Annotated in this window: 18 protein-coding genes; 16 read left to right on the forward strand and 2 right to left on the reverse strand. The window is 58.5% G+C overall.

Going from position 1 to position 22,275, the window contains the following annotated elements; all coding sequences use genetic code 11:
* Nucleotides 1–28 precede the first annotated feature (28 nt).
* Nucleotides 29–2,665 carry a bifunctional uridylyltransferase/uridylyl-removing protein GlnD gene (gene glnD / locus AB5Y84_RS06185; RefSeq protein ID WP_100654337.1) on the reverse strand — a complete coding sequence of 879 codons (2,637 nt, stop codon included), beginning with the start codon at nucleotides 2,663–2,665 and terminating at the stop codon, nucleotides 29–31.
* An 85-nt stretch (nucleotides 2,666–2,750) separates the two neighbouring features.
* A complete protein-coding gene (gene map / locus AB5Y84_RS06190; RefSeq protein WP_005338579.1) occupies nucleotides 2,751–3,539 on the reverse strand; it encodes a type I methionyl aminopeptidase in 789 nt (262 codons plus the stop codon).
* Between the two features lie 371 nt (nucleotides 3,540–3,910).
* Between map and rpsB the strand changes: the two genes are divergently transcribed.
* The 16 genes from rpsB (at nucleotide 3,911) to dnaE (ending at nucleotide 22,266) form a co-directional block, all read left to right on the forward strand.
* Nucleotides 3,911–4,639, forward strand: a complete 729-nt coding sequence (gene rpsB, locus AB5Y84_RS06195) for a 30S ribosomal protein S2 (protein ID WP_005303470.1) — start codon at nucleotides 3,911–3,913, stop codon at nucleotides 4,637–4,639.
* A gap of 104 nt (nucleotides 4,640–4,743) precedes the next feature.
* Complete coding sequence (gene tsf, locus AB5Y84_RS06200; protein WP_005338578.1) at nucleotides 4,744–5,625, forward strand: translation elongation factor Ts; 882 nt, start codon at nucleotides 4,744–4,746, stop codon at nucleotides 5,623–5,625.
* A gap of 71 nt (nucleotides 5,626–5,696) precedes the next feature.
* The gene (gene pyrH, locus AB5Y84_RS06205; protein ID WP_005338577.1) at nucleotides 5,697–6,431 is read left to right on the forward strand and encodes a UMP kinase; all 735 of its coding nucleotides are present in this window, start codon (nucleotides 5,697–5,699) and stop codon (nucleotides 6,429–6,431) included.
* A 101-nt stretch (nucleotides 6,432–6,532) separates the two neighbouring features.
* Nucleotides 6,533–7,090, forward strand: a complete 558-nt coding sequence (gene frr / locus AB5Y84_RS06210) for a ribosome recycling factor (protein ID WP_005338576.1) — start codon at nucleotides 6,533–6,535, stop codon at nucleotides 7,088–7,090.
* Between the two features lie 72 nt (nucleotides 7,091–7,162).
* Entirely contained in the window at nucleotides 7,163–7,939 is a 777-nt protein-coding gene (uppS, locus tag AB5Y84_RS06215) for a polyprenyl diphosphate synthase (protein WP_005338574.1), read from the forward strand.
* 27 nt (nucleotides 7,940–7,966) lie between these two features.
* Nucleotides 7,967–8,824: a phosphatidate cytidylyltransferase gene (locus AB5Y84_RS06220; protein ID WP_026034918.1), complete on the forward strand. Its 858-nt coding sequence runs from the start codon at nucleotides 7,967–7,969 to the stop codon at nucleotides 8,822–8,824.
* On the forward strand, nucleotides 8,824–10,020 hold the full coding sequence (ispC, locus tag AB5Y84_RS06225) for a 1-deoxy-D-xylulose-5-phosphate reductoisomerase (RefSeq protein WP_368176591.1): 1,197 nt from the start codon (nucleotides 8,824–8,826) through the stop codon (nucleotides 10,018–10,020). The genes AB5Y84_RS06220 and ispC overlap by 1 nt, the downstream gene beginning before the upstream one ends.
* Nucleotides 10,020–11,372 carry a sigma E protease regulator RseP gene (rseP, locus tag AB5Y84_RS06230; RefSeq protein ID WP_219263300.1) on the forward strand — a complete coding sequence of 451 codons (1,353 nt, stop codon included), beginning with the start codon at nucleotides 10,020–10,022 and terminating at the stop codon, nucleotides 11,370–11,372. Before ispC ends, rseP begins: the two co-directional genes overlap by 1 nt.
* 34 nt (nucleotides 11,373–11,406) lie before the next feature.
* The gene (gene bamA / locus AB5Y84_RS06235) at nucleotides 11,407–13,938 is read left to right on the forward strand and encodes an outer membrane protein assembly factor BamA (protein ID WP_368176592.1); all 2,532 of its coding nucleotides are present in this window, start codon (nucleotides 11,407–11,409) and stop codon (nucleotides 13,936–13,938) included.
* Between the two features lie 149 nt (nucleotides 13,939–14,087).
* On the forward strand, nucleotides 14,088–14,600 hold the full coding sequence (locus tag AB5Y84_RS06240; protein ID WP_005338563.1) for an OmpH family outer membrane protein: 513 nt from the start codon (nucleotides 14,088–14,090) through the stop codon (nucleotides 14,598–14,600).
* A gap of 3 nt (nucleotides 14,601–14,603) precedes the next feature.
* Nucleotides 14,604–15,623, forward strand: coding sequence for a UDP-3-O-(3-hydroxymyristoyl)glucosamine N-acyltransferase (gene lpxD / locus AB5Y84_RS06245; RefSeq protein ID WP_005338561.1), 1,020 nt, complete (start codon nucleotides 14,604–14,606; stop codon nucleotides 15,621–15,623).
* A gap of 24 nt (nucleotides 15,624–15,647) precedes the next feature.
* Nucleotides 15,648–16,109 carry a 3-hydroxyacyl-ACP dehydratase FabZ gene (gene fabZ, locus AB5Y84_RS06250; protein ID WP_005338559.1) on the forward strand — a complete coding sequence of 154 codons (462 nt, stop codon included), beginning with the start codon at nucleotides 15,648–15,650 and terminating at the stop codon, nucleotides 16,107–16,109.
* Between the two features lie 5 nt (nucleotides 16,110–16,114).
* Nucleotides 16,115–16,906 carry an acyl-ACP--UDP-N-acetylglucosamine O-acyltransferase gene (lpxA, locus tag AB5Y84_RS06255; protein WP_005338557.1) on the forward strand — a complete coding sequence of 264 codons (792 nt, stop codon included), beginning with the start codon at nucleotides 16,115–16,117 and terminating at the stop codon, nucleotides 16,904–16,906.
* Nucleotides 16,899–18,038 carry a lipid-A-disaccharide synthase gene (gene lpxB / locus AB5Y84_RS06260; RefSeq protein WP_279489596.1) on the forward strand — a complete coding sequence of 380 codons (1,140 nt, stop codon included), beginning with the start codon at nucleotides 16,899–16,901 and terminating at the stop codon, nucleotides 18,036–18,038. Before lpxA ends, lpxB begins: the two co-directional genes overlap by 8 nt.
* A gap of 119 nt (nucleotides 18,039–18,157) precedes the next feature.
* Nucleotides 18,158–18,748 (forward strand): ribonuclease HII, encoded by a 591-nt coding sequence (rnhB, locus tag AB5Y84_RS06265; RefSeq protein WP_346201000.1) that lies wholly within the window; start codon nucleotides 18,158–18,160, stop codon nucleotides 18,746–18,748.
* A 38-nt stretch (nucleotides 18,749–18,786) separates the two neighbouring features.
* Nucleotides 18,787–22,266 carry a DNA polymerase III subunit alpha gene (gene dnaE, locus AB5Y84_RS06270; protein WP_368176593.1) on the forward strand — a complete coding sequence of 1,160 codons (3,480 nt, stop codon included), beginning with the start codon at nucleotides 18,787–18,789 and terminating at the stop codon, nucleotides 22,264–22,266.
* Nucleotides 22,267–22,275 lie beyond the last annotated feature (9 nt).

Raw genomic sequence — 22,275 nt, forward strand, 5'->3', positions numbered from 1 at the left:
AACCAGCCTCTTTCGAATCACTCTTCGCTTAATCCAGTACCGACTGTTGGGGATTGAGTTGGTGTACCAGTCGCTCTTCCAGCTGTTTTTGCTGCTCGGCGGTCAATGGTTCGCCATCGAGACTGGTCAGGCTGAAAAAGTCCTCGACCCTCTCACCGAAAGTGGCGATTTTGGCGGCGTGCAGCGACAGACCACACTGCTGGAATACGGCACCGATCCGCGCCAGCAGGCCAGGAGTGTCGAGGGCTGTCAGCTCCATCAGGGTGTGGCGGCTTTCCCCTTTATGAGGCAAAAAGACCACCCTGGTTGGCACGCTGAACTGGCGGTGGCGCCGTGACAGCGGCTTGTTGCGCAGCACCAGCTTGCCCGGCTCCTGCAGCGCTTTCTCCAGCGCTTTCTTGATGGTGGCGGTGCGGTTGGGGCTGATGGGCTCGCCGCTCGGCTCCAGCACCACGAAGGTATCGAGCACATAGTTACTGCGCGAGTTCATGATCTGGGCGTCGTGGATGTTGAGGTTCTTCTGATCCAGTGCCGAGGCCACGGTGGCAAACAGATTCGGGGTATCGCGGCAGTAGATAAATACCTCGCTGCCGCCGCGGGTCGGGTGTTTGCCGATGATCACCAGCGGCGCCGGATTGTCACCATGCTCGATGATGTGGCGGCAGTGCCAGGCGATCTGCTCCGGGCTGTGGCGCAGGAAGTAGTCGGCCTTGAAATCGGCCCAGAGCTGGTTGATTGCCTCTTCCGATACATCCCGTTGCGCCAGCAGTTGCTTGGCCTGACGCTGGTTTTCGCGAATGCGCAGCCGCATGTCGGGCGGGTTCTCCAACCCCTGGCGCAGCGCCTTCTGGGTGGCGAAGTAGAGCTCCCGCAGCAGGGTGCCCTTCCAGTCGTTCCACAGGGTATCGTTGGTGGCGCAGATATCGGCCACGGTGAGGCAGTAGAGCAGGTCGAGATGCTGTTCGTCGCGCACCTTCTGGGCAAAGTCGGTGACCACGTCGGGGTCATAGATGTCACGGCGCTGGGCGGTGACCGACATCAACAGGTGGTGGCGCACCAGCCAGGCGACCAGTCGACTCTCGTAGCGATCGAGGCCGTGCAGCTGGCAGAACTCCAGCGCATCGACGGCGCCGAGTTCCGAGTGATCGCCGCGCCGCCCCTTGGCGATATCGTGGAACAGGGCGGCGATGCTGAGCAGCTCCGGTTTGCGCAGCCGGGTGAAGACCTCGTGGCAGAGCGGGTGGCTCTGGCGACTGGCCGGATTGGGAAACTGATGAATGTTCTTGAGCAGCCGGTGGGTGTGCTCATCCACCGTGTAGGCGTGGAACATATCGAACTGCATCTGGCCGACGATCAGGTTCCACTGCGGCAGGTAGGCCGCCAGAATGCCGTACTTGTGCATCAGGGTGAGCGGCAGGCCGATGCCGTTGGGGTGGCGCAGCAGCGCCATGAACAGGCGACGGCAGTCGGGCAAGTCTTGCAACCAGCAGTTGAGTTTGCGGCGCGCCTCGCGCAGTTGGCGCAAGGTGGCCGAGTGGATACCCGCAATCTCGGGGTGTTGGGCCATCTGATAGAAGAGGCGCAGGATGGCGGCCGGTTCACGGCTAAACAGCTCCGCATCCACCGCATCGATGAGGCGGCCACGGAGCTGGAACTCGTCGGAGAGGCGGCGCACATCCATGGCGGTGTTGCCGAGGATCGCCTCGTCAAACAGCTGCAGCAGCATCTCGTTGAGCTCCGAGACCCGACGCACCGTCTGGTAGAAGCGCTTCATCATCTGCTCGACCGGAGTGTTGCCTTCCCCCTCGAACCCCAGCATCTGGGCCACGGTGCGCTGGCGATCGAACAGCAGGCGGTTATCTCCCTTGTTGATTGCCATATGCAGGGCAAAGCGCACCTTCCAGAGAAAATTCTGGCAGTCGAGCAGCTCACGATACTCGGCGCGGTTGAGAAAGCCGTGGCTGGTCATCTCGAACAAAGTGGTGGCGCCAAAGTGGCGGCGGGCGACCCAGGCGAGGGTCTGAATATCCCGCAGGCCACCCGGATTGCTCTTGAGATCGGGCTCCAGCTTGTAGGCGGTACCGAGAAACTGCTGATGGCGCTCCGCCTGCTCTTGCCGTTTGGCGCGAAAGAAGGCTTCGCTCGGCCAGAAGTGCTGGGGGCCGGTGGCCTCTTTCAGTTGCCGGAAACCCTCCTGGCGACCTGTGATGTAGCGGGCCTCAATGAGGTTGGTGGCGACCGTAATATCGGCGCGCCCCTGCTCGAGGCACTCCGCCACGTTGCGCACCGCCTGACCCACCTCAAGTTTGAGGTCCCACAGCAAGGTGATGAACTCGCCGATGCGCAGTCCCAACACCTCGTCCAGTTCATCGCCATCATAGAGGATCAGCAGGTCGATATCGGAGTGGGGGTGCAGCTCGCCGCGGCCATAGCCCCCCACCGCGATCAGGGTCAGATCGCTCTTGTCAAAGCCGAACTTCTGCCACAACCGGCAGAGCAACTGATCCATGTACTCGGAGCGGGTGGCGACCAGCTCGATGATGTTGTCGCCGGCATCAAAACGGGCGTGCAGCCAGCCGAGAAAGCGGCTCAGGTACTCTTTGCAGTTGTCGCGAGTGAGCTGGTCATCGGGTAACAAATGGGGGGAAAGCAGGCTGGCGTCCATGGCATCTCACACACAGTGGCAGGCAAACGGCTGAAACAGAAGTAAAAACCCCGGCGCTTTGGAAGTTCAGGGCCGGGGTTCGATGTTAGCTGTGTTTGATGAAGCGGTCGATAGTGTCATCGGGGCGCAGGGTGAGCACCTCGCAGCCATCCTCGGTCACCAGCAGGGTGTGTTCCCACTGGGCGGAGTCGCCGCCATCCTTGGTGGTCACGGTCCAGCCATCCTTCGGATTGACCTTGCAGTGATACTTCTTGCTGTTGACCATGGGCTCGATGGTGAAGCACATGCCCGCTTTCAGCTCCAGCTTGCCACTGTTGCGGTAGTGGAGGATCTGCGGCTCTTCGTGGAACTCGGCACCGATACCGTGACCGCAGTAGTCACGCACCACGGAGAAACCGGCTTTCTCAACGATGGGCTGAATGACGGCGCCAATCTCGGTAATGCAGGCACCCGGACGCACCTTCTTGATGGCGGCGTAGAGGCTCTCTTGCGCAACTTTGCAGAGCTGGCGGCGCAGCGGGGTGGTCTCGCCCACGATGAACATGGCCGAGGTATCGCCGTGGTAGCCATCCTTGATGACGGTGATATCCAGGTTGATGATATCGCCATCACGCAGCTTCTTGTGATTCGGGATGCCGTGGCAGATCACATCGTTAACCGAGGTGCAGATGGATTTGGGAAAGCCGTGGTAGTTGAGCGGAGCTGGAACCGCCTGTTGTACGTCGACAATATAGTCGTGGCAGAGGGTGTTCAGTTCGTCAGTGGTGACGCCAGCTTTGACATGGGGCGCAATCATGACCAGCACATCGGCGGCCAATTGGCCGGCAACGCGCATCTTTTCAATCTCTTCCGGTGTCTTGATTTTAATGGACATGGGATCTCTCTTGCGGCCTGCCACTGGGCCTGCGAGGGCAGACAGGACAGGTAATGAAAAATAGATGCGTTTGCAATCAGGGCAAAATTTTATCCGCAACCCCCGCGTACTTCCAGTGTGATTGTCATCACAACGTCAAATCGGCGTCGCAGCATCCTCTGGCGGGATCCATATTTACACCTGTTTAGGGTGTCGGCCGGTGGTGTCCTGAACAAAGTTATGGTATAAAGCGCGCCGGAATGGGGAACTTGCGTCCCGATTTCATCACCCTTACTTAAACAACACACACACATCGACACATATGCCGGGGTGCCTTAACGGGTCGGTTATATGGGATGTGTGGAGGCCTAACCCCAATACAGAGGTATAAAATGGCTAAAGTTTCTATGCGCGACATGCTGCAAGCCGGCGTTCACTTCGGTCACCAGACTCGTTACTGGAACCCGAAAATGAAATCCTACATCTTCGGTGCCCGCAGCAAAGTTCACATCATCAACCTGGAAAAAACCGTTCCGATGTTTGACGATGCCATGAACTTCATCAGCTCCGTAGCTGCCAAGAAAGGCAAGGTACTGTTCGTTGGTACCAAGCGTGCCGCGTCTGAAGCCGTAAAAGAAGCCGCTGAGCGTTGCGACCAGTTCTATGTAAACCACCGCTGGCTGGGCGGTATGCTGACCAACTGGAAAACCGTTCGTCAGTCTATCAAGCGCCTGAAAGATCTGGAAACCCAGAGCCAAGACGGTACCTTCGACAAGCTGACCAAGAAAGAGGCGCTGATGCGTACTCGCGAAATGGAAAAGCTGGAGAAGAGCCTGGGTGGTATCAAGAACATGGGCGGCCTGCCTGACGTTCTGTTCGTTGTCGATGCCGACCACGAGCATATCGCTATCAAAGAAGCCAATAACCTGGGTATCCCGGTAGTTTCCATCGTTGATACCAACTCCAACCCGGACGGCGTTGACTATGTCATCCCGGGTAACGACGACGCTATCCGTGCCGTACAGCTGTACCTGAATGCTGCTGCTGACACCGTACTGGAAGCTCGCGCTCAGGACATCGTTGTTCAAGCCGAACAAGATGGCTTCGTTGAAGCTGAGTAATTGATAAGGACTGTAAAGCCCTTATTAACCAAGCTGATGTAATTGGTTAGCAGGGGCCCTTGTGGCCCCTGTTTCTTGTCAATTCAAGACCGAGGATACTGGACATGGCTAACGTTACTGCCGCCCTGGTAAAAGAACTGCGCGAGCGCACTGCCGCTGGCATGATGGATTGCAAAAAAGCACTGGAAGAAGCTGCTGGTGATATCGAGCTGGCAATTGAGAACATGCGCAAATCCGGTCAGGCCAAAGCCGCCAAGAAAGCTGGCCGTATCGCCGCTGAAGGCGTTATCTTTGCTCGCACCGAAGGCAACGTTGCCGTCATGATCGAGCTGAACAGCGAAACCGACTTCGTCGCCAAAGATGCCAGCTTCATGGCAATGGGCCAGAAGATCGCTGACATCGCTGCGACCCAGAAAATTGCTGACGTTGACGCGCTGAAAGCCGCTGACTTCGGTAACGGCGAATCCGTCGAGCTGACCATCACCAACCTGATCGCCAAGATCGGTGAGAACATGAACCTGCGTCGCGTGATGCTGGTTGAAGGTGACAACCTGGGTACCTACGTTCACGGTTCCCGCATTGGTGTTATCACCAAGCTGACCGGTGGTTCTGCCGAGCTGGCCAAAGATCTGGCCATGCACGTTGCTGCCAACAGCCCGCAATTCGTCAAGCCTGAAGACGTGTCTGCTGAAGTCGTTGCCAAAGAGCGCGAAATCCAGATCGACATCGCCATCAACTCCGGCAAGCCGAAAGAGATCGCCGAGAAGATGGTTGAAGGCCGCATGAAGAAGTTCACCGGTGAGGTTTCCCTGACTGGTCAACCGTTCGTGAAAGATCCTTCCATGACCGTTGCCGAGCTGCTGAAGAAAGAAGGCGCTGACGTTGTCTCCTTCACCCGTTTCGAAGTGGGCGAAGGCATCGAGAAGCAAGAGACCGATTTCGCTGCTGAAGTTGCAGCCCAAATCGCGGCCGCTCAAAAGGCCTAATCGAACCGGTTTTTCCGTTTCCCCAGACCGCGACTTATGTCGCGGTCTTTATATGACCAGGAATCAGTGACATGAGTACCAATCCCAAACCTGCATACAGACGTGTTCTTCTGAAGTTGAGTGGTGAAGCCCTGCAAGGATCCGAGGGTTTCGGCATTGATCCGGCGGTGCTGGAGCGGATGGCCCAAGAGATCAAAGAACTGGTTGAGTTGGGTGTTCAGGTCGGTCTGGTCATCGGTGGCGGCAACCTGTTCCGTGGTGCCGGTCTTGCCAAAGCGGGCATGAACCGCGTGGTGGGCGACCACATGGGTATGCTGGCAACCGTGATGAACGGTCTGGCCATGCGTGATGCCCTGCATCGTGCTTATGTGAATGCCCGTCTGATGTCTGCCATCTCCCTGCAAGGCGTCTGCGACTCCTACAGCTGGGCCGAGGCAATCAGCCAGCTGCGTGCTGGCAAAGTCGTTATCTTCTCTGCCGGTACCGGCAACCCCTTCTTCACTACCGATTCTGCGGCTTGCCTGCGCGGGATCGAGATCGAAGCTGACGTGGTGCTCAAAGCCACCAAGGTTGATGGTGTATACAACGAAGATCCGGTCAAGAATCCGGATGCCGTGCTGTATCATGAACTGAGTTATGATGAAGTTCTTGAAAAAGAGCTCAAGGTGATGGATCTTGCTGCCTTTACCCTGGCACGTGACCATGATCTGCCGATCCGCGTGTTCAACATGAACAAACCGGGTGCCCTGCGCCGGGTTGTCATGGGTGAACCGGAAGGCACTCTGATCCACCACGTTGGTAAATAAGATAAAAGTGAGCCACCTGGCGCTCTTATCCTATCCATCACGTCAGTAAATAAGATAGACACGGGCCGTGTAGCGGCTCGTTCGCCAAAAGGAAAACCACTGTGATCAACGAGATTAAAAACGACGCCAAGGACCGTATGGGCAAGAGCGTAGAAGCGCTCAAGACTCAAATGTCCAAGATCCGTACCGGCCGCGCTCACCCGAGCCTGCTCGACGGCATCCAGGTTGAGTATTACGGTGCTGCCACTCCGCTGAAACAGTTGGCCAACGTCGTGGCAGAAGATGCTCGCACCCTCTCCATCTCCATTTTTGACCGCTCCATGATCCAGGCGGTAGAGAAGGCGATCCTGACCTCCGATCTGGGCCTGAACCCGTCCAGCAATGGCCAGACCCTGCGCGTACCGCTGCCGCCGCTGACCGAAGAGCGCCGTCGCGACCTGACCAAGATCGTCCGTGCCGAAGCGGAAAATGCCCGTGTTGCCGTGCGCAACATCCGTCGTGACGCCAACGCTGATCTGAAAGCGCTGCTGAAGGACAAAGAGATCTCCGAAGACGACGACCGTCGCGCCCAGGAAGAGATCCAGAAACTGACCGACTCCTACATCAAGCTGGTCGATGAGGCCCTTGCCGTAAAGGAGAAGGAGCTAATGGAAATCTAACCGTCTGAAAGGTATATTACGAGCGCCGTGTAGTGCCCCTGCACGGCGCTTTTGTCTTTGTGGGAGAATTACATGTCGCTTTTGGCTGCGTTGGGTGATTGTGCCAACTCGTCTTTACCCCGTCACGTCGCCATCATCATGGATGGTAACGGTCGCTGGGCCCAGAACCGAGGCAAGATGCGGGTTTATGGCCACAAGGCGGGTGTCAAGTCAGTGCGCGAGGCCGTTACCTTTGCTGCGCGTGCCAAGATCGAGGCATTGACCCTGTTTGCATTCTCCAGCGAGAACTGGCGCCGCCCGGAAGGGGAGGTCAGTGCGTTGATGGAACTGTTCATCACAGTGCTGGGTCGTGAGGTGCAGAAACTGCACAACAACGGGATCCGGCTCAAGGTGATTGGCGATACTGCTCGCTTTAGTGAGCGGTTGCAGGCCAAAATCGCCAAGGCGGAAGCCTTGACCGCCAATAACAAGGGGTTGACCCTGAACATTGCGGCCAACTATGGCGGCCAGTGGGATATCGCCCAGGCGGCCCGCAAGCTGGCTAAAGCAGTGGCGGCCGGTGAACTGGCCGCTGACGACATTGATGAATCCATGTTGACCCGCGAGGTTTGCATGGCCGATCTGCCACCCGTGGACCTGTTGATCCGCACTGGTGGCGATCATCGCATCAGCAACTTTGTGTTATGGCAGCTCGCCTATGCCGAGCTCTATTTTACCCCGGTATTGTGGCCCGATTTCAACGAGGCCGAGTTCAGTGAGGCGGTTGCCTCTTTCGTTGCCCGCGAGCGTCGCTTCGGTTGCACGGGTGAACAGATACGGGAATTGATCGCCGAGCAGCAGACCGGCTAAACCCCGCTCCCAAGAGAGAGGTTTCTTTTGCTAAAACAACGAATTATTACTGCTTTGATGTTGATCCCCCTGGTGTTGGGGGCGCTCTTCTTTCTGCCATTGAAATTTTTTGCCCTGTTGGCTGCGCTGGTGTTTTTGTTGGCCAGTCGTGAATGGAGTGGGTTTGTCTCTGCTGCTCCGCAGCAATGGTTACCTATCGTATTTTGTCTGTTGCTCGGTGCCAGCCTCTTTTGGCTGCCGGTGGAGCAACTCTGGACGCCCCACCTGCACCCCCTCGTGATGGGCGTGCTCTGGACCGCGGTAAGCTGGTGGTTGCTGGGTCTGCTGCTGGTGTTGCGTTATCCCCAAAGCGCCAAGCTGTGGAAAGAGTCTATCTGGCTCAAGTCGCTGTTTGGTCTGGTGACCCTGGTTCCCTTCTTCTGGTCGCTGGTCGCCATCCGTGGTTACAACTTTTACCATGACCCCATGATGGGCGCCTGGATCCTGTTGTTCGTGATGGGACTGGTCTGGGCGGCAGATTCTGGCGCGTATTTTTTCGGCAAGGCGTTCGGTAAGCACAAGCTGGCACCGGCTGTGAGTCCGGGCAAAACCATCGAAGGGATGTGCGGCGGCCTCTTTACCGCCAGCCTGCTGGCCATCGGCGTTACCTGGTCGATGGGATTTGTTCCTGCCAAGATGATCACCGTGCTGTTTTGCTCTCTGCTGGCGGTGCTAGCCTCCGTACTCGGCGATCTGACCGAGAGCATGTTCAAGCGCGAAGCGGGCATCAAGGACTCCGGCACTCTGCTGCCGGGTCATGGCGGCATTCTCGACCGGATCGACAGCCTGACTGCCGCCCTGCCGGTGTTTCTGCTCAGTTATCTGCTACTCAGTCAGGAGTTTTGATGCACAAATCACTGGTTATTCTGGGGGCCTCTGGCTCCATTGGTCAGAGTACCTTGAAAGTGCTGCGCCATAACCCGGGCAGTTGGCAAGTGTTGGCGTTGACCGCCGCCCGCAACGTGGATGCCATGTTGCGGGACTGCCTCGAATTCTCCCCCCGTTTTGCCGTGATGGTCGATGAGGAGGCCGCCCGTGAGCTGGCTGCCCGTCTGAAAGCGCATGGCAGTGCGACCCGGGTCATGTCTGGTGCAGCAGCCCTTTGCGATGTGGCCGCTCACCCCGACACCCATAGCGTGATGGCCGCCATCGTCGGTGCGGCCGGTCTGGCCCCGACCATGGCTGCGGTACGTGCCGGCAAGCGTATTTTGCTGGCCAACAAGGAGGCGCTGGTGATGTCCGGTGCTTTCTTCATGGAAGCCGTGCGCGAGCATGGCGCCGAGCTGCTGCCTATCGACAGCGAACACAATGCCATCTTCCAGTGTCTGCCGACTGCCGTGCAGCGCCAGCCCGGTTTTTGCGATCTGGCGGCGGCGGGGATCAGCAAGATTTTGCTGACCGGTTCTGGCGGCCCGTTCCGTTACACCGAGATCGGCGAGCTGGCCAAGGTGACACCGGCGCAGGCCATCGCGCATCCCAACTGGTCGATGGGGGCCAAGATTTCGGTCGACTCCGCCACCATGATCAACAAGGGGCTGGAGTACATCGAGGCGCGCTGGTTGTTCAATGCGGCGCCCGAGCAGATCCAGGTGGTGATCCACCCGCAGTCGGTGATCCACTCCATGGTGCAGTACAAGGATGGCTCAGTGCTGGCCCAGCTTGGCAATCCGGATATGTGTACCCCCATCGCCCATGCGCTGGCTTATCCCAATCGCATCCCTTCCGGTGTGGAACCTTTGGATTTCTTCAGTGTCGGAGAGTTCAGCTTTATCCGGCCTGATTACGATCGCTACCCCTGTCTGGCGCTGGCCATCAATGCCTGCCAGAAGGGACAAGCGGCGACCACTGCGCTCAATGCGGCCAATGAGGAGGCGGTTGCCGCCTTCCTGGCCGGGCGCATCGGTTTTATGGATATTGCCCGGATCAACGAGGCAGTGATGCTGGCGCTGGAGAGCAGCGCCGTCGGCTCGCTCGATGATCTGTTTGCCCTGGACGGTGCGGCCAGAGCCCGTGCTCACACTTTGATTGAGGAGCTTGGCTGATGGGCGGTGTGTTGTGGAATATCGGTGCCTTTGTTGTTGCGCTGGGCCTGCTGGTCGCGGTGCACGAGTTTGGTCACTTCTGGGTGGCCCGTCGTTGTGGCGTCAAGGTTGAGCGCTTCTCCATCGGTTTTGGCAAGGCGATCTGGCGCCGGATGGGTAAAGATGGCACCGAATATGTGCTGGCGCTGATCCCCCTCGGTGGCTACGTCAAGATGCTCGATGGCCGGGTCGATGAACTCAAGCCCGGTGACGAGCAGTATGCTTTCAACCACAAGAGTGTCTGGGCGCGGATGGCGATTGTTGCCGCAGGCCCCATGGCCAACTTCGTGTTTGCCCTGTTTGCCCTCTGGCTGATGTTTATCATCGGGGTGCCGAGCGTCAAGCCGGTGATCGGTGAAGTGCGTCCGGCATCCATCGTAGCCGAGGCGGGTGTGCTGCCGGGGATGGAGATTGTCGGGGTCGGCGATGAGCAGACCGGTGACTGGGAGAGCGTCACTTACGCCCTTATCAGCCATCTGGGTGACGATGCTGTGACTCTCAAGGTGCAGGCACCCAATACCAGCTATGCCACCGATAAAACTTTGTCGCTGACCGGCTGGACCTTCGATCCGGATAAAGAGTCGCCCATCGGCAGCTTGGGAATTGTCCCCCTGAGTGGCAAAGTGCTGCCAGTCGTGGCTGCCGTGGTGGCCAAGAGTGCCAGTGAAAAGGCGGGGCTGCAGGTCGGTGACCGTATCAAACAGGTCGGCGATCAGCCTATTACCGCGTGGGCCCAGTTTGTCGAGCTGGTGCAGAAGGCTCCGGGCGAACCCCTGCAAGTGGTGGTTGAGCGCAACAACAGTGATCTCAACGTGACCCTGACCCCGGATAGCCGCAAGGTGCAGGGCAAGCTGGTAGGATTCGTCGGTCTCTCGCCGCAACTGGTTCCATTACCGGATGAATATCGAATTCTGTTACAGTATGGGCCTTTGCAGGCGCTGTGGCATGGCGCGGACAAGACCTGGAGCCTGATCACGCTCACCTTTGACATGATTGGCAAGTTGATCGGTGGCATCGTGTCGCTGGACAACCTGAGCGGCCCCATCTCCATTGCCAAGGGCGCCGGCAGCAGTGCCGACTATGGTCTGGTCTATTTCTTGAGTTTTCTGGCGCTGATCAGCGTCAACCTGGGAATTATCAATCTGTTCCCCCTGCCGGTGCTCGATGGTGGCCATCTGGTCTATTTCCTGATCGAAGCGGTCACCGGCAAGCCGGTATCAGAGAAAATACAGGAAGTGGGTTTCAGGATCGGCGCCGCCATTCTGATGTTATTGATGGGCATTGCGCTGTTTAACGATTTCGCTCGCCTCTGAGGCCAGAGCATCAACAAGGACACATAAGAACAAAATGGCTGTTAAAAAAGCATTGGTGTTGAGTTGCCTGCTGGGTGCCAGTTTCCTGGCCCAGGCGGCCCCTGCCTCTTTTGTGGTGCAAGATATCCAGGTCGAAGGTCTGCAACGGGTGACCCTGGGTGCCGCACTGTTGAACCTGCCGATCCGGGTCGGTGATACCGTCGACTCCGTGGCTCTGGCCAGCGCCATCAAGAAGCTCTATGCCTCGGGTAACTTCGAGGATGTGAAGGTTTACCGTGATGGCCAGGTGCTGCAGGTGATGGTCAAGGAGCGTCCAACCATCTCCAGCATCGAGTTTGCCGGCAACAAGGATATCAAAGAGGAGCAACTGACCCAGAGTCTGGAGTCCTCCGGTATCCGTGTGGGCGATCCGCTGGATCGCACCGTACTCACCTCCCTCGAGAAGGGGCTGGAAGATTTCTACTATGGCGTGGGTAAATACTCTGCCAAGGTCAAGGCCATCGTCACCCCGTTGCCGCGCAACCGGGTCGACCTCAAGTTCACCTTCGTGGAAGGGGAAGCGGCCAAGATCCAGCAGATCAACATCGTCGGCAACAGCGTCTTCCCTGAAGAGAAGCTGATTGCCCAGCTCTCCCTGCGCGACGAAGTGCCCTGGTGGAACTTTACCGCCGACCAGCGCTATCAGAAGCAGAAACTGGCCGGTGATATCGAGACCCTGCGCTCCTACTACATGGACCGCGGCTATATCCGCTTCCAGCAGGAGTCTACCCAGGTCTCCATGACCCCCGACAAGAAGGGCGTCTACGTTACCCTCAACATCAAGGAAGGGGATCAGTACAAGGTCTCCGGTGTCCAGCTCAAGGGTGACCTGATCGACCGCGGTGGCGAGATGAAGGGGTTGATCCCGATCGCTGCCGGCAGCACCTACTCTGCCAGTCAGGTGACTCATACCGAAGAGGTGCTCTCCAAGTTCCTCGGCCGTTACGGCTACGCCTATCCGAAAGTGGTCACCTTCCCGCAGATCAATGACAAAACCAAGGAAGTGGAGCTGATCGTCAACGTTGAGCCGGGCCCCCGTGTCTATGTGCGCAATATCAACTTCAGCGGTAACGCCACCACCGAAGATCAGGTGCTGCGTCGCGAGATGCGCCAGATGGAAGGCACCTGGCTCTCCTCCGACAACATCGAGCAGTCCAAGAGTCGTCTCAACCGTCTTGGTTATTTCGAGAGCGTCGAAGTGGACACCAAGCGGGTGCCGGGCAACGATGATCTGGTTGACCTCGACTTCAAGGTCAAGGAGCAGCCAGCAGGCTCCATCAACGCCGGTATCGGTTACGGTACCGAATCGGGTCTGAGCCTGCAGGCGGGGATCTCCCAGGACAACTTTATGGGTACCGGTAAAAAGGTCTCCATCAACGCCAGCACCAACGACTACTCCAAGAACGTTGACCTGAGCTACAACGATCCCTATTTCACCGTGGATGGTGTCAGCCTGGGTGGTCGGGTCTACTACAACCAGTTCCGCGCCGATGATGCCGATATCGTTGATTACGAGAATGAAACCATCGGTTTCCGTCTCTCCAGCGGCTTCCCGGTCAACGAGTTCAACCGTCTCGACTTCAGTACTGGTATCGAGAGCACCAAGCTGAGCCGTCCGTCATTCAATGCCCAGAACTATCAGGAGTGTCTGAAGGACAATCCGGATACTGATGGCAATACCTACTGCTGGGATCAGTGGAACGATAACCGCCAGTCGGTACAGATGGATCAGTTCTGGAATGCTTACTCACAGGATGGTTCCAACCTCGATTTCGTGACCGTTGATGTCACCGCTGGCTGGACCCGCTCTACCCTGAACAAGGGGATGTTCCCGACCGCCGGTGATCGTCAACGTATCAACGCCAAGGTGACCGTACCGGGCATGGAGCTGCAGTACTACAAGCTCTCTGCCGAAGATGCCCACTACTTCCCGCTCGATGCGGATCACAGCTGGGTAATGATTGGCAAGGGGCGTGTCTCCTACGGTAACGGCTATGGCGATGACTCCATGCTGCCGTTCTTCGAGAACTACTATGCCGGTGGTTTCGATACGGTACGCGGCTTCAAGAGCAATACCATTGGTCCCAAGGCGATCTACAAGACCTACAACAAGCCTGGTGCTGGCAGTTGCACGGGTTCTCAGCCGTGTGAAACTGGCTACTACGAAGGTTCCGACACCTCGGTGGGTGGCAACGCTCTGGCCGTCGCCTCACTGGAGCTGGTCTTCCCGACCCCGTTCGTCTCCGAGACCTATCGTCCGCAGATCCGTTCCACCGTCTTTATGGACGCAGGTACCGTCTGGAGCACCGATTTTGCCAACGGTGCATATCCTTGCGCCGCCGGTTCTGATTGCAACTATCTGAGCCAGGACTACTCCAACCCGGGCAATATCCGGGTCTCTGCCGGTGTCTCCCTGCAGTGGCTCTCGCCGATGGGCCCGCTGGTGTTTGCCTTGGCCAAGCCGATCAAGAAATATGAAGGGGATCGCACCGAAGTCTTCTCCTTCAACATCGGTCGTACTTTCTAAGCAGAGTTTCGCCCCCACCCATGCGGTGGGGGTCTTCAATGATGGGACGCGCGGTATGCGTGCCTCACCAGGTAACAAGACGGTCCTAACGCCGCTTGCATAATCGGGTAAATCAGGTAGCCCTCGCCATGAGGGAACAAGGAGTAAGTGTGAATAAAGCGTTGAAAGTAGCTGGTTTGAGCTTTGCACTGATGGCTGCCGGCATGGGTTCTGCCTTCGCTGAGACCAAGATCGCCGTGGTTGATATGGGCGAAGTCTTCCAAAAGCTGCCCCAGCGTGAAGCCGTTGCAGCCAAGCTGAAAGGTGAATTCGAGCCGCGCATGCGTGAGCTGCAGAAGCTGGAACAGGAAGGCCAGAAGCTGGTCGAGAAGTTCCGCAAGGATGAAGCTTTCATGAGCGCCGAGCAGAAGAAGCAGAACCAGGAGAAGCTGGCCAAGCTGCAGATGGAGTTCAACCAGAAGCGTCAAGCCTTTGAGCAGGACAACGGTCGCCGTCAGTCCGAAGAGCGCAACAAAATCCTGACCAAGGTGCAGGCTGCCATCGATTCCATCGCCAAGAGCAATGGTTACGATCTGGTGCTGGAGCGCAATGCCGCCCCGTATGCCGCCAGCAAGCTGGACATCTCCGGCCAGGTTATTTCTCAGGTAAGCAAGAGCAACTAATTGATGGCATTCACTCTCGCACAGCTGGCCCAGCAACTGGGGGCCCAGGTCCATGGCGACGGAACCCTGGAAATCCGCAAGGTAGCGACATTGGAAAAGGCCGGGGAGGGGGATATCACCTTCCTGTCCAACAAAAAGTACCGGCACTATCTGGAGCAGAGCAAGGCGACCGCCGTGCTCATTACAGAAGCGGATCTGCCATTTTGTCCCACCAATGCCCTGGTGCTCAAAGACCCCTATGTGGGCTTTGCCCGGGTAGCCCAACTGCTGGACACCACCCCGCAGCCGGCCACGGATATCCATCCGAGCGCCGTTATCGCGGCTGACGTGCAACTGGGCGAGAGAGTGGCTATCGGCGCCAATGCAGTGATCGAATCCGGCGTCGTGCTGGGTGACGATGTACGCATTGGCCCAGGCTGTTTTGTTGGCAAGAATACCCGGCTGGGAGCCCGCTCCCGGCTGTGGGCCAACGTTACCCTCTATCACAATGTGACCATGGGCACCGACTGTCTGGTTCAATCCGGCACAGTGATCGGCGCCGATGGTTTCGGTTATGCCAATGAACGTGGCGAGTGGATCAAGATCCCCCAGCTCGGCGGTGTGACCATTGGCAACCGGGTCGAGATCGGTGCCTGTACCACCATTGACCGCGGTGCGCTGGAAGATACCCGCATCGCTGACAACGTCATCATCGACAACCAATGCCAGATCGCCCACAACGTGGAGATCGGTTACGGCACCGCCGTGGCGGGCTCTACCGTGATGGCTGGTAGTCTCAAGGTCGGCAAATACTGTATCATTGGCGGCGCTTCCGTCTTTAACGGGCATATGGAGATCTGCGACCAGGCCACCGTCACCGGTATGGCCATGGTGATGCGACCCATTACCGAGCCCGGTGTCTACTCTTCCGGCATCCCTCTGCAAACCAATAAAGAGTGGCGCAAGACCGCCGCCCGGGTGATGCGTATCGAAGAGATGCACAAGCGGTTAAGCAAGCTTGAGAAGAAGCTGGATCAAGAATAATCACGATTGGTATAGGGTACTGTTTTGACTACTGAAAAAAAGAGCCTGGGTATCCAGGAAATCATGGATCTGCTGCCCCACCGTTATCCGTTTCTGATGGTGGATCGTGTAGACGACTACGAGATCAGCGATGAGCGCAAAACCCTGCGTGCCATCAAGAACGTCTCGTTCAACGAGCCGATCTTCCAGGGGCACTTCCCGGCCAAGCCGGTGTTCCCGGGCGTACTGATCCTGGAAGCGATGGCACAGGCCACCGGTATCCTGGCCTTTACCATGGTGGGCAAGCCGTCTCCCAACGAACTCTACTATTTTGCCTCAATCGACAACGCTCGCTTCAAGCGTCCGGTCGGCCCCGGTGACCAACTGGTGCTCGACGTGGAGTTCCTGAAAGAGCGTCGCGGTATTGCCAAGTTCACCGGTGTCGCCACCGTCGACGGTGAAGTGGTCTGTACCGCCGAGCTGATGTGCGCCAAACGCGAGGTTTAACACACGTGATCGACCAGACTGCCATCATTCACGATACTGCCATCGTCCATGAGTCTGCCGTGATCGGTAAAGGGGTTGAAATCGGCCCCTTTTCTGTCATCGGCGCCGAGGTGGAAATCGGTGACAACACCTGGGTAGGTTCCCATGTGGTGATCAAGGGCCCGACCAAGATTGGTCGCGGCAACAAGATCTTCCAGCACACCTCCATCGGTGAGGATTGCCAGGACAAGAAGTACGCCGGTGAGCGCACCTTCCTTGAGATTGGCGACAACAACGTCATTCGCGAGAACTGCACCTTCCACCGTGGCACCATTCAGGATCAATCCCTGACCAAGGTCGGCAGCGGCAACCTGTTCATGGTCAACGTTCATGTTGCCCACGACTGCATCATCGGTGACAACTGCATCTTCGCCAACAACGCGACCCTCGCGGGCCACGTGGTGATCGGTGACTTCGTGATCTTCGGTGGTCTCTCCGCCATTCACCAGTTCGGCCGCGTCGGTTCCCACGCCTTCGTCGGTGGCTGCGCCGCCCTGAACAAGGACGTGCCGCCTTACGTGATGGCCGCCGGCAACTACGCCAAGCCGTTCGGGGTCAACTCCGAAGGTCTGCGTCGCCGCGGTTTCAGCGCCGAGGCTATCTCTGCCGTCAAGCGTGCCTACAAAGAGATCTTCCGCTCCGGCAAGACCATCGAAGAGGTGCTGCCGGTGCTGATCGAGATGGCGCAAGCCGAACCGGCCGTCCAGCTCTATGTGGATTTCCTCAAAGACAACGAGCGCGGGATCATCCGTGCCTGATCCGGTTCGTATCGGTATCGTCGCCGGAGAGGTCTCCGGCGACATTCTGGCTGCCGGTCTGGTGCGCGAGCTGCAGGCCCGCTACCCGGATGCGCAGTTCGAAGGGATCGCCGGGCCGCGGATGCAGGCCCTCGGCGTCAAGGCGCTGTTCGAGATGGAAGAGCTCTCCGTCATGGGGATCACCGAGGTGCTGGGCCGTCTGCCGCGCATTCTCAAGGTCCGTCGCAAACTGCTGCGCCACTTTATTGCCAATCCGCCCGATATCTTCATCGGCGTGGATGCACCGGATTTCAATATCGGGGTGGAGCTGAAACTGCGCCGCGCCGGTATCAAGACGGTTCACTATGTCAGCCCCTCTGTGTGGGCCTGGCGCCAGAACCGCATTCACAAGATCAAGGCCGCTACCGACATGGTGCTCGCCTTCCTGCCGTTCGAGAAAGCCTTTTACGACCGTTTCGATGCCCCTTGCCGTTTTGTCGGTCACACTATGGCGGATGATATTCCGCTGGTGCCAGATCAGGCTGCCGTGCGTCGCAATCTCGGTATCGATGCCAATCGCCGCTGGCTGGCAGTGCTGCCGGGCAGCCGCACCGCAGAAGTGGGCTTTATGTCCCCCCTGTTTCTCGAGGCGTGCAAACACCTGACGGTGCGCTATCCGGATCTCGGCTTCATCGTGCCGCTGGTCAACCAGAAACGGCGCGAGCAGTTTATGGCCATCAAGGCCGAGGTAGCGCCGGGTCTTGACATGGTGCTGCTGGAAGGGCAGGGCCGCGAGGCGATGATCGCCGCCGACGTGGTGATGCTGGCCTCCGGCACCGCGGCGCTCGAAGCCATGCTGGTGAAAAAGCCGATGGTGGTGGGTTACAAGCTCAAGCCCTTCAGCTATTGGCTGGCCCAGCGACTGGTAAAGACCGAATTTGTCTCTCTGCCCAACCTGCTCGCCGGTCGCATGCTGGTACCGGAACTCATCCAGCACGAGTGCACCCCGGAGAATCTGGTGGAAGAGGTGAGCAAGTATTTCGAGCACGACAACAGTGCGCTGGTCAACACCTTCACCGAGCTGCACCAGCTGATCCGCTGCAATGCCGACTCGCAGGCTGCCGATGCGGTGGCGGATCTGCTCGGCAGATAACGCTATTTCGGACCGTCGATTGCGCCGCGCAGCCCGTTAATCCGTTTTCCGAGCGGTGATGCCGCGCCAGTCGACCCCTGTCAGGCCCCACGGGGCCTGTTTTGATTCAAGGCTACAAGATGATGATCGATATTCCTGACGACAAGCTGGTTGCCGGTGTGGACGAAGTGGGTCGTGGCCCCCTGGTGGGCGACGTGGTCACCGCTGCGGTCATTCTCGATCCCGCCAATCCGATCGCGGGGCTCAACGACTCCAAGAAGCTCTCCGAGAAGAAGCGGCTGGCGCTGTTTGACGAGATCAAAGAGAAGGCGCTCGCCTGGGCCATCGGTCGCGCCACTCCGGAGGAGATCGACAAGCTCAACATTCTGCATGCCACCATGCTGGCGATGCAGCGCGCCGTGGCGGGATTGAAGGTGACGCCCGAGCTGGTCTTTATCGATGGCAACCGCTGTCCGGCATTGCCGATGGAAGCGCGCGCCGTGGTCAAGGGCGATAGCCTGGTGGCCGCCATCAGCGCCGCCTCGATCCTCGCCAAGGTGACCCGCGATGCGGAGATGACCGAGTTGGACAGTCGTCATCCCGAGTATGGTTTTGCCCGTCACAAGGGTTATCCGACTGCGGAGCACCTCGCCATTCTGGCCGAGCGTGGCCCGTTGCCGGAGTATCGCAAGAGCTTCAAACCGGTGCGCCGCGCACTGGGGATCGAGTAGACCATGCCATTTAGTTTGAGCAGCGAGAGGAGATGACGATGGCTGACCCCCGTTTTATCCACCTGCGAGTCCACTCCGACTTCTCCATGGTCGATGGCCTGCAGAAGATCAACCCCATTGTCGGGGCGGCGGCGGCCAACAACATGCCGGCGCTGGCGCTGACCGATCAGATGAACATGTGCGGTCTGGTGCGCTTCTATGGCGCCGCCCACGGCAAGGGGATCAAGCCCATCGTCGGGGCCGACTTCTGGGTGCAGAGCGATGAGCTCGGCGACGAGCAGTTCCGTCTCACCCTGCTGGCTATGGATAACGACGGCTACCAGAACATCACCCTGCTTATTTCCCGCGGTTACCAGCGCGGCCATGTGCAGGGGCGGCCGGTTATCGACAAGAGCTGGCTCGCCGAGCATGCCAAGGGGGTGATCGTCCTCTCCGGCGGGCGCGAGGGGGATGTGGGCAAGTTCCTGCTCAAGGGCAACCGGCAGATGACCGAGCAGTGCGTCGCCTTCTATCAGACCCACTTCCCCGATGCCTACTACCTCGAACTGCTGCGTACCGGTCGACCCGACGAAGAGGTCTACCTGCACATGGCGGTGACCATCGCCACCGAGTTCGAGCTGCCAGTGGTCGCCACCAACGAGGTGGTGTTCCTCAACGCCGATGACTTCGATGCCCACGAGATCCGGGTTGCCATCCACGATGGCTATACCCTGATGGACAAACGCCGCCCCCGTCGCTACAGCCCCCAGCAGTACCTGCGTAGTCAGGAGGAGATGGCGGAGCTGTTTGCCGACATTCCCGAAGCGCTGGAAAACACGGTGGAGATCGCCAAGCGCTGCAACGTGACGGTGCGTCTCGGCGAGTACTTCCTGCCCAACTTCCCGACCGGTGACATGACTACCGAAGATTTTCTGGTGGCCAAGTCGAAAGAGGGTCTGGAGGAGCGTCTCGAGTTTCTGTTCCCGGATCCGGCGGTGCGGGCCGAGCGCCGTCCTGAGTATGACGAGCGTCTCGATGTCGAGCTGAAAGTGATCAACCAGATGGGCTTCCCGGGTTACTTCCTCATCGTGATGGAGTTTATCCAGTGGTCCAAGGACAACGGCATCCCCGTTGGTCCGGGCCGGGGGTCGGGGGCAGGCTCTCTGGTGGCCTACGCCCTCAAGATCACCGATCTGGATCCGCTGGAATTTGACCTGCTGTTCGAACGTTTCCTGAACCCCGAGCGGGTATCCATGCCCGACTTCGATGTCGACTTCTGCATGGACCGACGCGATGAGGTGATCGAGCACGTCTCCGACATGTACGGCCGGGATGCGGTCTCCCAGATCATCACCTTCGGCAGCATGGCGGCCAAGGCGGTGGTGCGGGACGTAGGCCGGGTGCTGGGCCACGCTTACGGCTTTGTAGATCGCATCTCCAAGCTGATCCCGCCGGATCCGGGCATGACGCTGGCCAAGGCATTCGAGGCCGAGCCCAAGCTGCCCGAGCTCTACGAGCAGGATGAGGAGGTCAAAGACCTCATCGATATGGCCCGCCGCCTGGAAGGGGTGGTGCGCAACGCCGGTAAACACGCAGGTGGCGTGGTGATCGCACCCACCAAGATCACCGACTTTGCGCCGCTCTACTGCGATGATGAGGGCCATCACCCGGTCACCCAGTTTGACAAGAACGACGTGGAATACGCCGGTCTGGTGAAGTTCGACTTCCTGGGTCTGCGCACCCTCACCATCATCGACTGGGCGCTCGGCATGATCAACCCGCGTCTTGCCAAAGAGGGCAAGCCGCCGGTGGATATCGCCGCCATCCCCATCGATGACAAGAAGTCGTTCGACCTGCTGCAGCGCTACGAGACCACGGCGGTATTCCAGCTCGAATCCCGCGGCATGAAGGATCTCATCAAGCGGCTGCGCCCCGACTGCTTCGAAGACATGATCGCACTGGTGGCCCTGTTCCGACCGGGCCCGCTCCAGTCAGGCATGGTGGATAACTTCATCGACCGCAAACACGGTAATGAAGCGATCTCCTATCCGGACGAGAAGTGGCAGCACGAGAGCCTGAAACCGATTCTGGAACCGACCTACGGTATCATCCTCTATCAGGAGCAGGTGATGCAGATCGCCCAGACCCTGGCGGGTTATACGCTGGGTGGTGCGGATATGCTGCGCCGGGCGATGGGTAAGAAAAAGCCCGAGGAGATGGCCAAGCAGCGGGCCGGTTTCGAGGAGGGGGCCGTCAAGAATGGCATCGACGGCGAATTGGCGATGAAGATCTTCGATCTGGTGGAGAAGTTTGCGGGCTACGGCTTCAACAAATCCCACTCCGCTGCCTATGCGCTGGTCTCCTACCAGACCCTCTGGCTCAAAACCCACTTCCCGGCCGAGTTTATGGCGGCGGTGATGACCGCCGATATGGACAACACCGACAAGATCGTGACCCTGGTGGACGAGTGTCAGCGGATGGGGCTCACCGTGATCCCGCCGGATGTGAACACCGGCCGCTATCGCTTCTCGGTCAACGAAGATGGCCATATCGTCTACGGGATCGGGGCGGTGAAAGGGGTGGGTGAAGGCCCCATCGATGCAATCTTGAGCGCCCGGGATCAGGACGGCCCGTTCCGCGATCTGTTCGACTTCTGCAACCGGGTCGATATCAAGAAGCTCAACAAGCGGGTGATGGAGAAGCTGATCCTCTCCGGCGCCATGGATCGGCTCGGCCCCCACCGTGCCGCCCTGATGGCGACCCTGGAGGAGGCGATGCGGGCCGCCGAGCAGCACGCCAAGGCGCAGGCAGTGGGGCAGGTCGACATGTTCGGCGTGCTCACCGAAGAGATTGACGACGTCAAGAAGGCGTTTGCCAACGTGCCGCACTGGCCTGACAAGGTGTGGCTGGAAGGGGAGCGCGAGACTCTCGGGCTCTATCTCACCGGCCACCCCATCAACCAGTACAGCAGCGAATTGCGTCGTTATACCTCGGGTCGCCTGTGCGACCTGCATCCCACCTCCCGCGATACCGTGACCACGGCGGCGGGGCTAGTGATCGCGGCTCGCAGCATGGTGACCAAGCGTGGCAACAAGATGGGGATCTTCACTCTGGACGACCGTTCCGGTCGCCTTGATGTGACCCTATTCAGTGAAGCGCTGGAAAAATATGAAGAATTGATGCAAAAAGACCGCATTTTGGTTGTTTCTGGACAGGTCAGCTTTGATGACTTCTCCGGTGGCCTTAAAATGTCGGCTCGAGAATTACTGGATATCAATGATGCGAGGGAGCGTTTTGCCAGAGCAATCCGCATCTCCCTCGATGAACAGCGGATTGATGATCGCTTTTTCCCGCGTTTGTGCGAGATTTTGGAGCCCGCCCGTGCCGGAGTGTGTCCGGTTCAGGTAAACTATCGTCGCCCCGGCTCCCGGGTGCGATTGACGCTCGGTACCGAGTGGCGGGTGACGCCCACCGATCAACTGATAGATGACTTGCGAGTCCTGCTTGGACGAGAGCGGGTTGAATTGGTTTTTGATTAGAGGTTCTAA

This window comes from Aeromonas sp. s11 (assembly GCF_040907945.1).
GTDB lineage: Bacteria > Pseudomonadota > Gammaproteobacteria > Enterobacterales > Aeromonadaceae > Aeromonas > Aeromonas veronii.

Excerpts from the sequence above, each read along its gene's own strand:
- glnD (WP_100654337.1), bottom strand. The coding sequence starts at position 2,665 with ATGGACGCCAGCCTGCTTTCCCCCCATTTGTTACCCGATGACCAGCTC.
- map (WP_005338579.1), bottom strand. The coding sequence starts at position 3,539 with ATGTCCATTAAAATCAAGACACCGGAAGAGATTGAAAAGATGCGCGTT.
- rpsB (WP_005303470.1), top strand. The coding sequence starts at position 3,911 with ATGGCTAAAGTTTCTATGCGCGACATGCTGCAAGCCGGCGTTCACTTC.
- tsf (WP_005338578.1), top strand. The coding sequence starts at position 4,744 with ATGGCTAACGTTACTGCCGCCCTGGTAAAAGAACTGCGCGAGCGCACT.
- pyrH (WP_005338577.1), top strand. The coding sequence starts at position 5,697 with ATGAGTACCAATCCCAAACCTGCATACAGACGTGTTCTTCTGAAGTTG.
- uppS (WP_005338574.1), top strand. The coding sequence starts at position 7,163 with ATGTCGCTTTTGGCTGCGTTGGGTGATTGTGCCAACTCGTCTTTACCC.
- ispC (WP_368176591.1), top strand. The coding sequence starts at position 8,824 with ATGCACAAATCACTGGTTATTCTGGGGGCCTCTGGCTCCATTGGTCAG.
- rseP (WP_219263300.1), top strand. The coding sequence starts at position 10,020 with ATGGGCGGTGTGTTGTGGAATATCGGTGCCTTTGTTGTTGCGCTGGGC.
- bamA (WP_368176592.1), top strand. The coding sequence starts at position 11,407 with ATGGCTGTTAAAAAAGCATTGGTGTTGAGTTGCCTGCTGGGTGCCAGT.
- lpxD (WP_005338561.1), top strand. The coding sequence starts at position 14,604 with ATGGCATTCACTCTCGCACAGCTGGCCCAGCAACTGGGGGCCCAGGTC.
- rnhB (WP_346201000.1), top strand. The coding sequence starts at position 18,158 with ATGATGATCGATATTCCTGACGACAAGCTGGTTGCCGGTGTGGACGAA.
- dnaE (WP_368176593.1), top strand. The coding sequence starts at position 18,787 with ATGGCTGACCCCCGTTTTATCCACCTGCGAGTCCACTCCGACTTCTCC.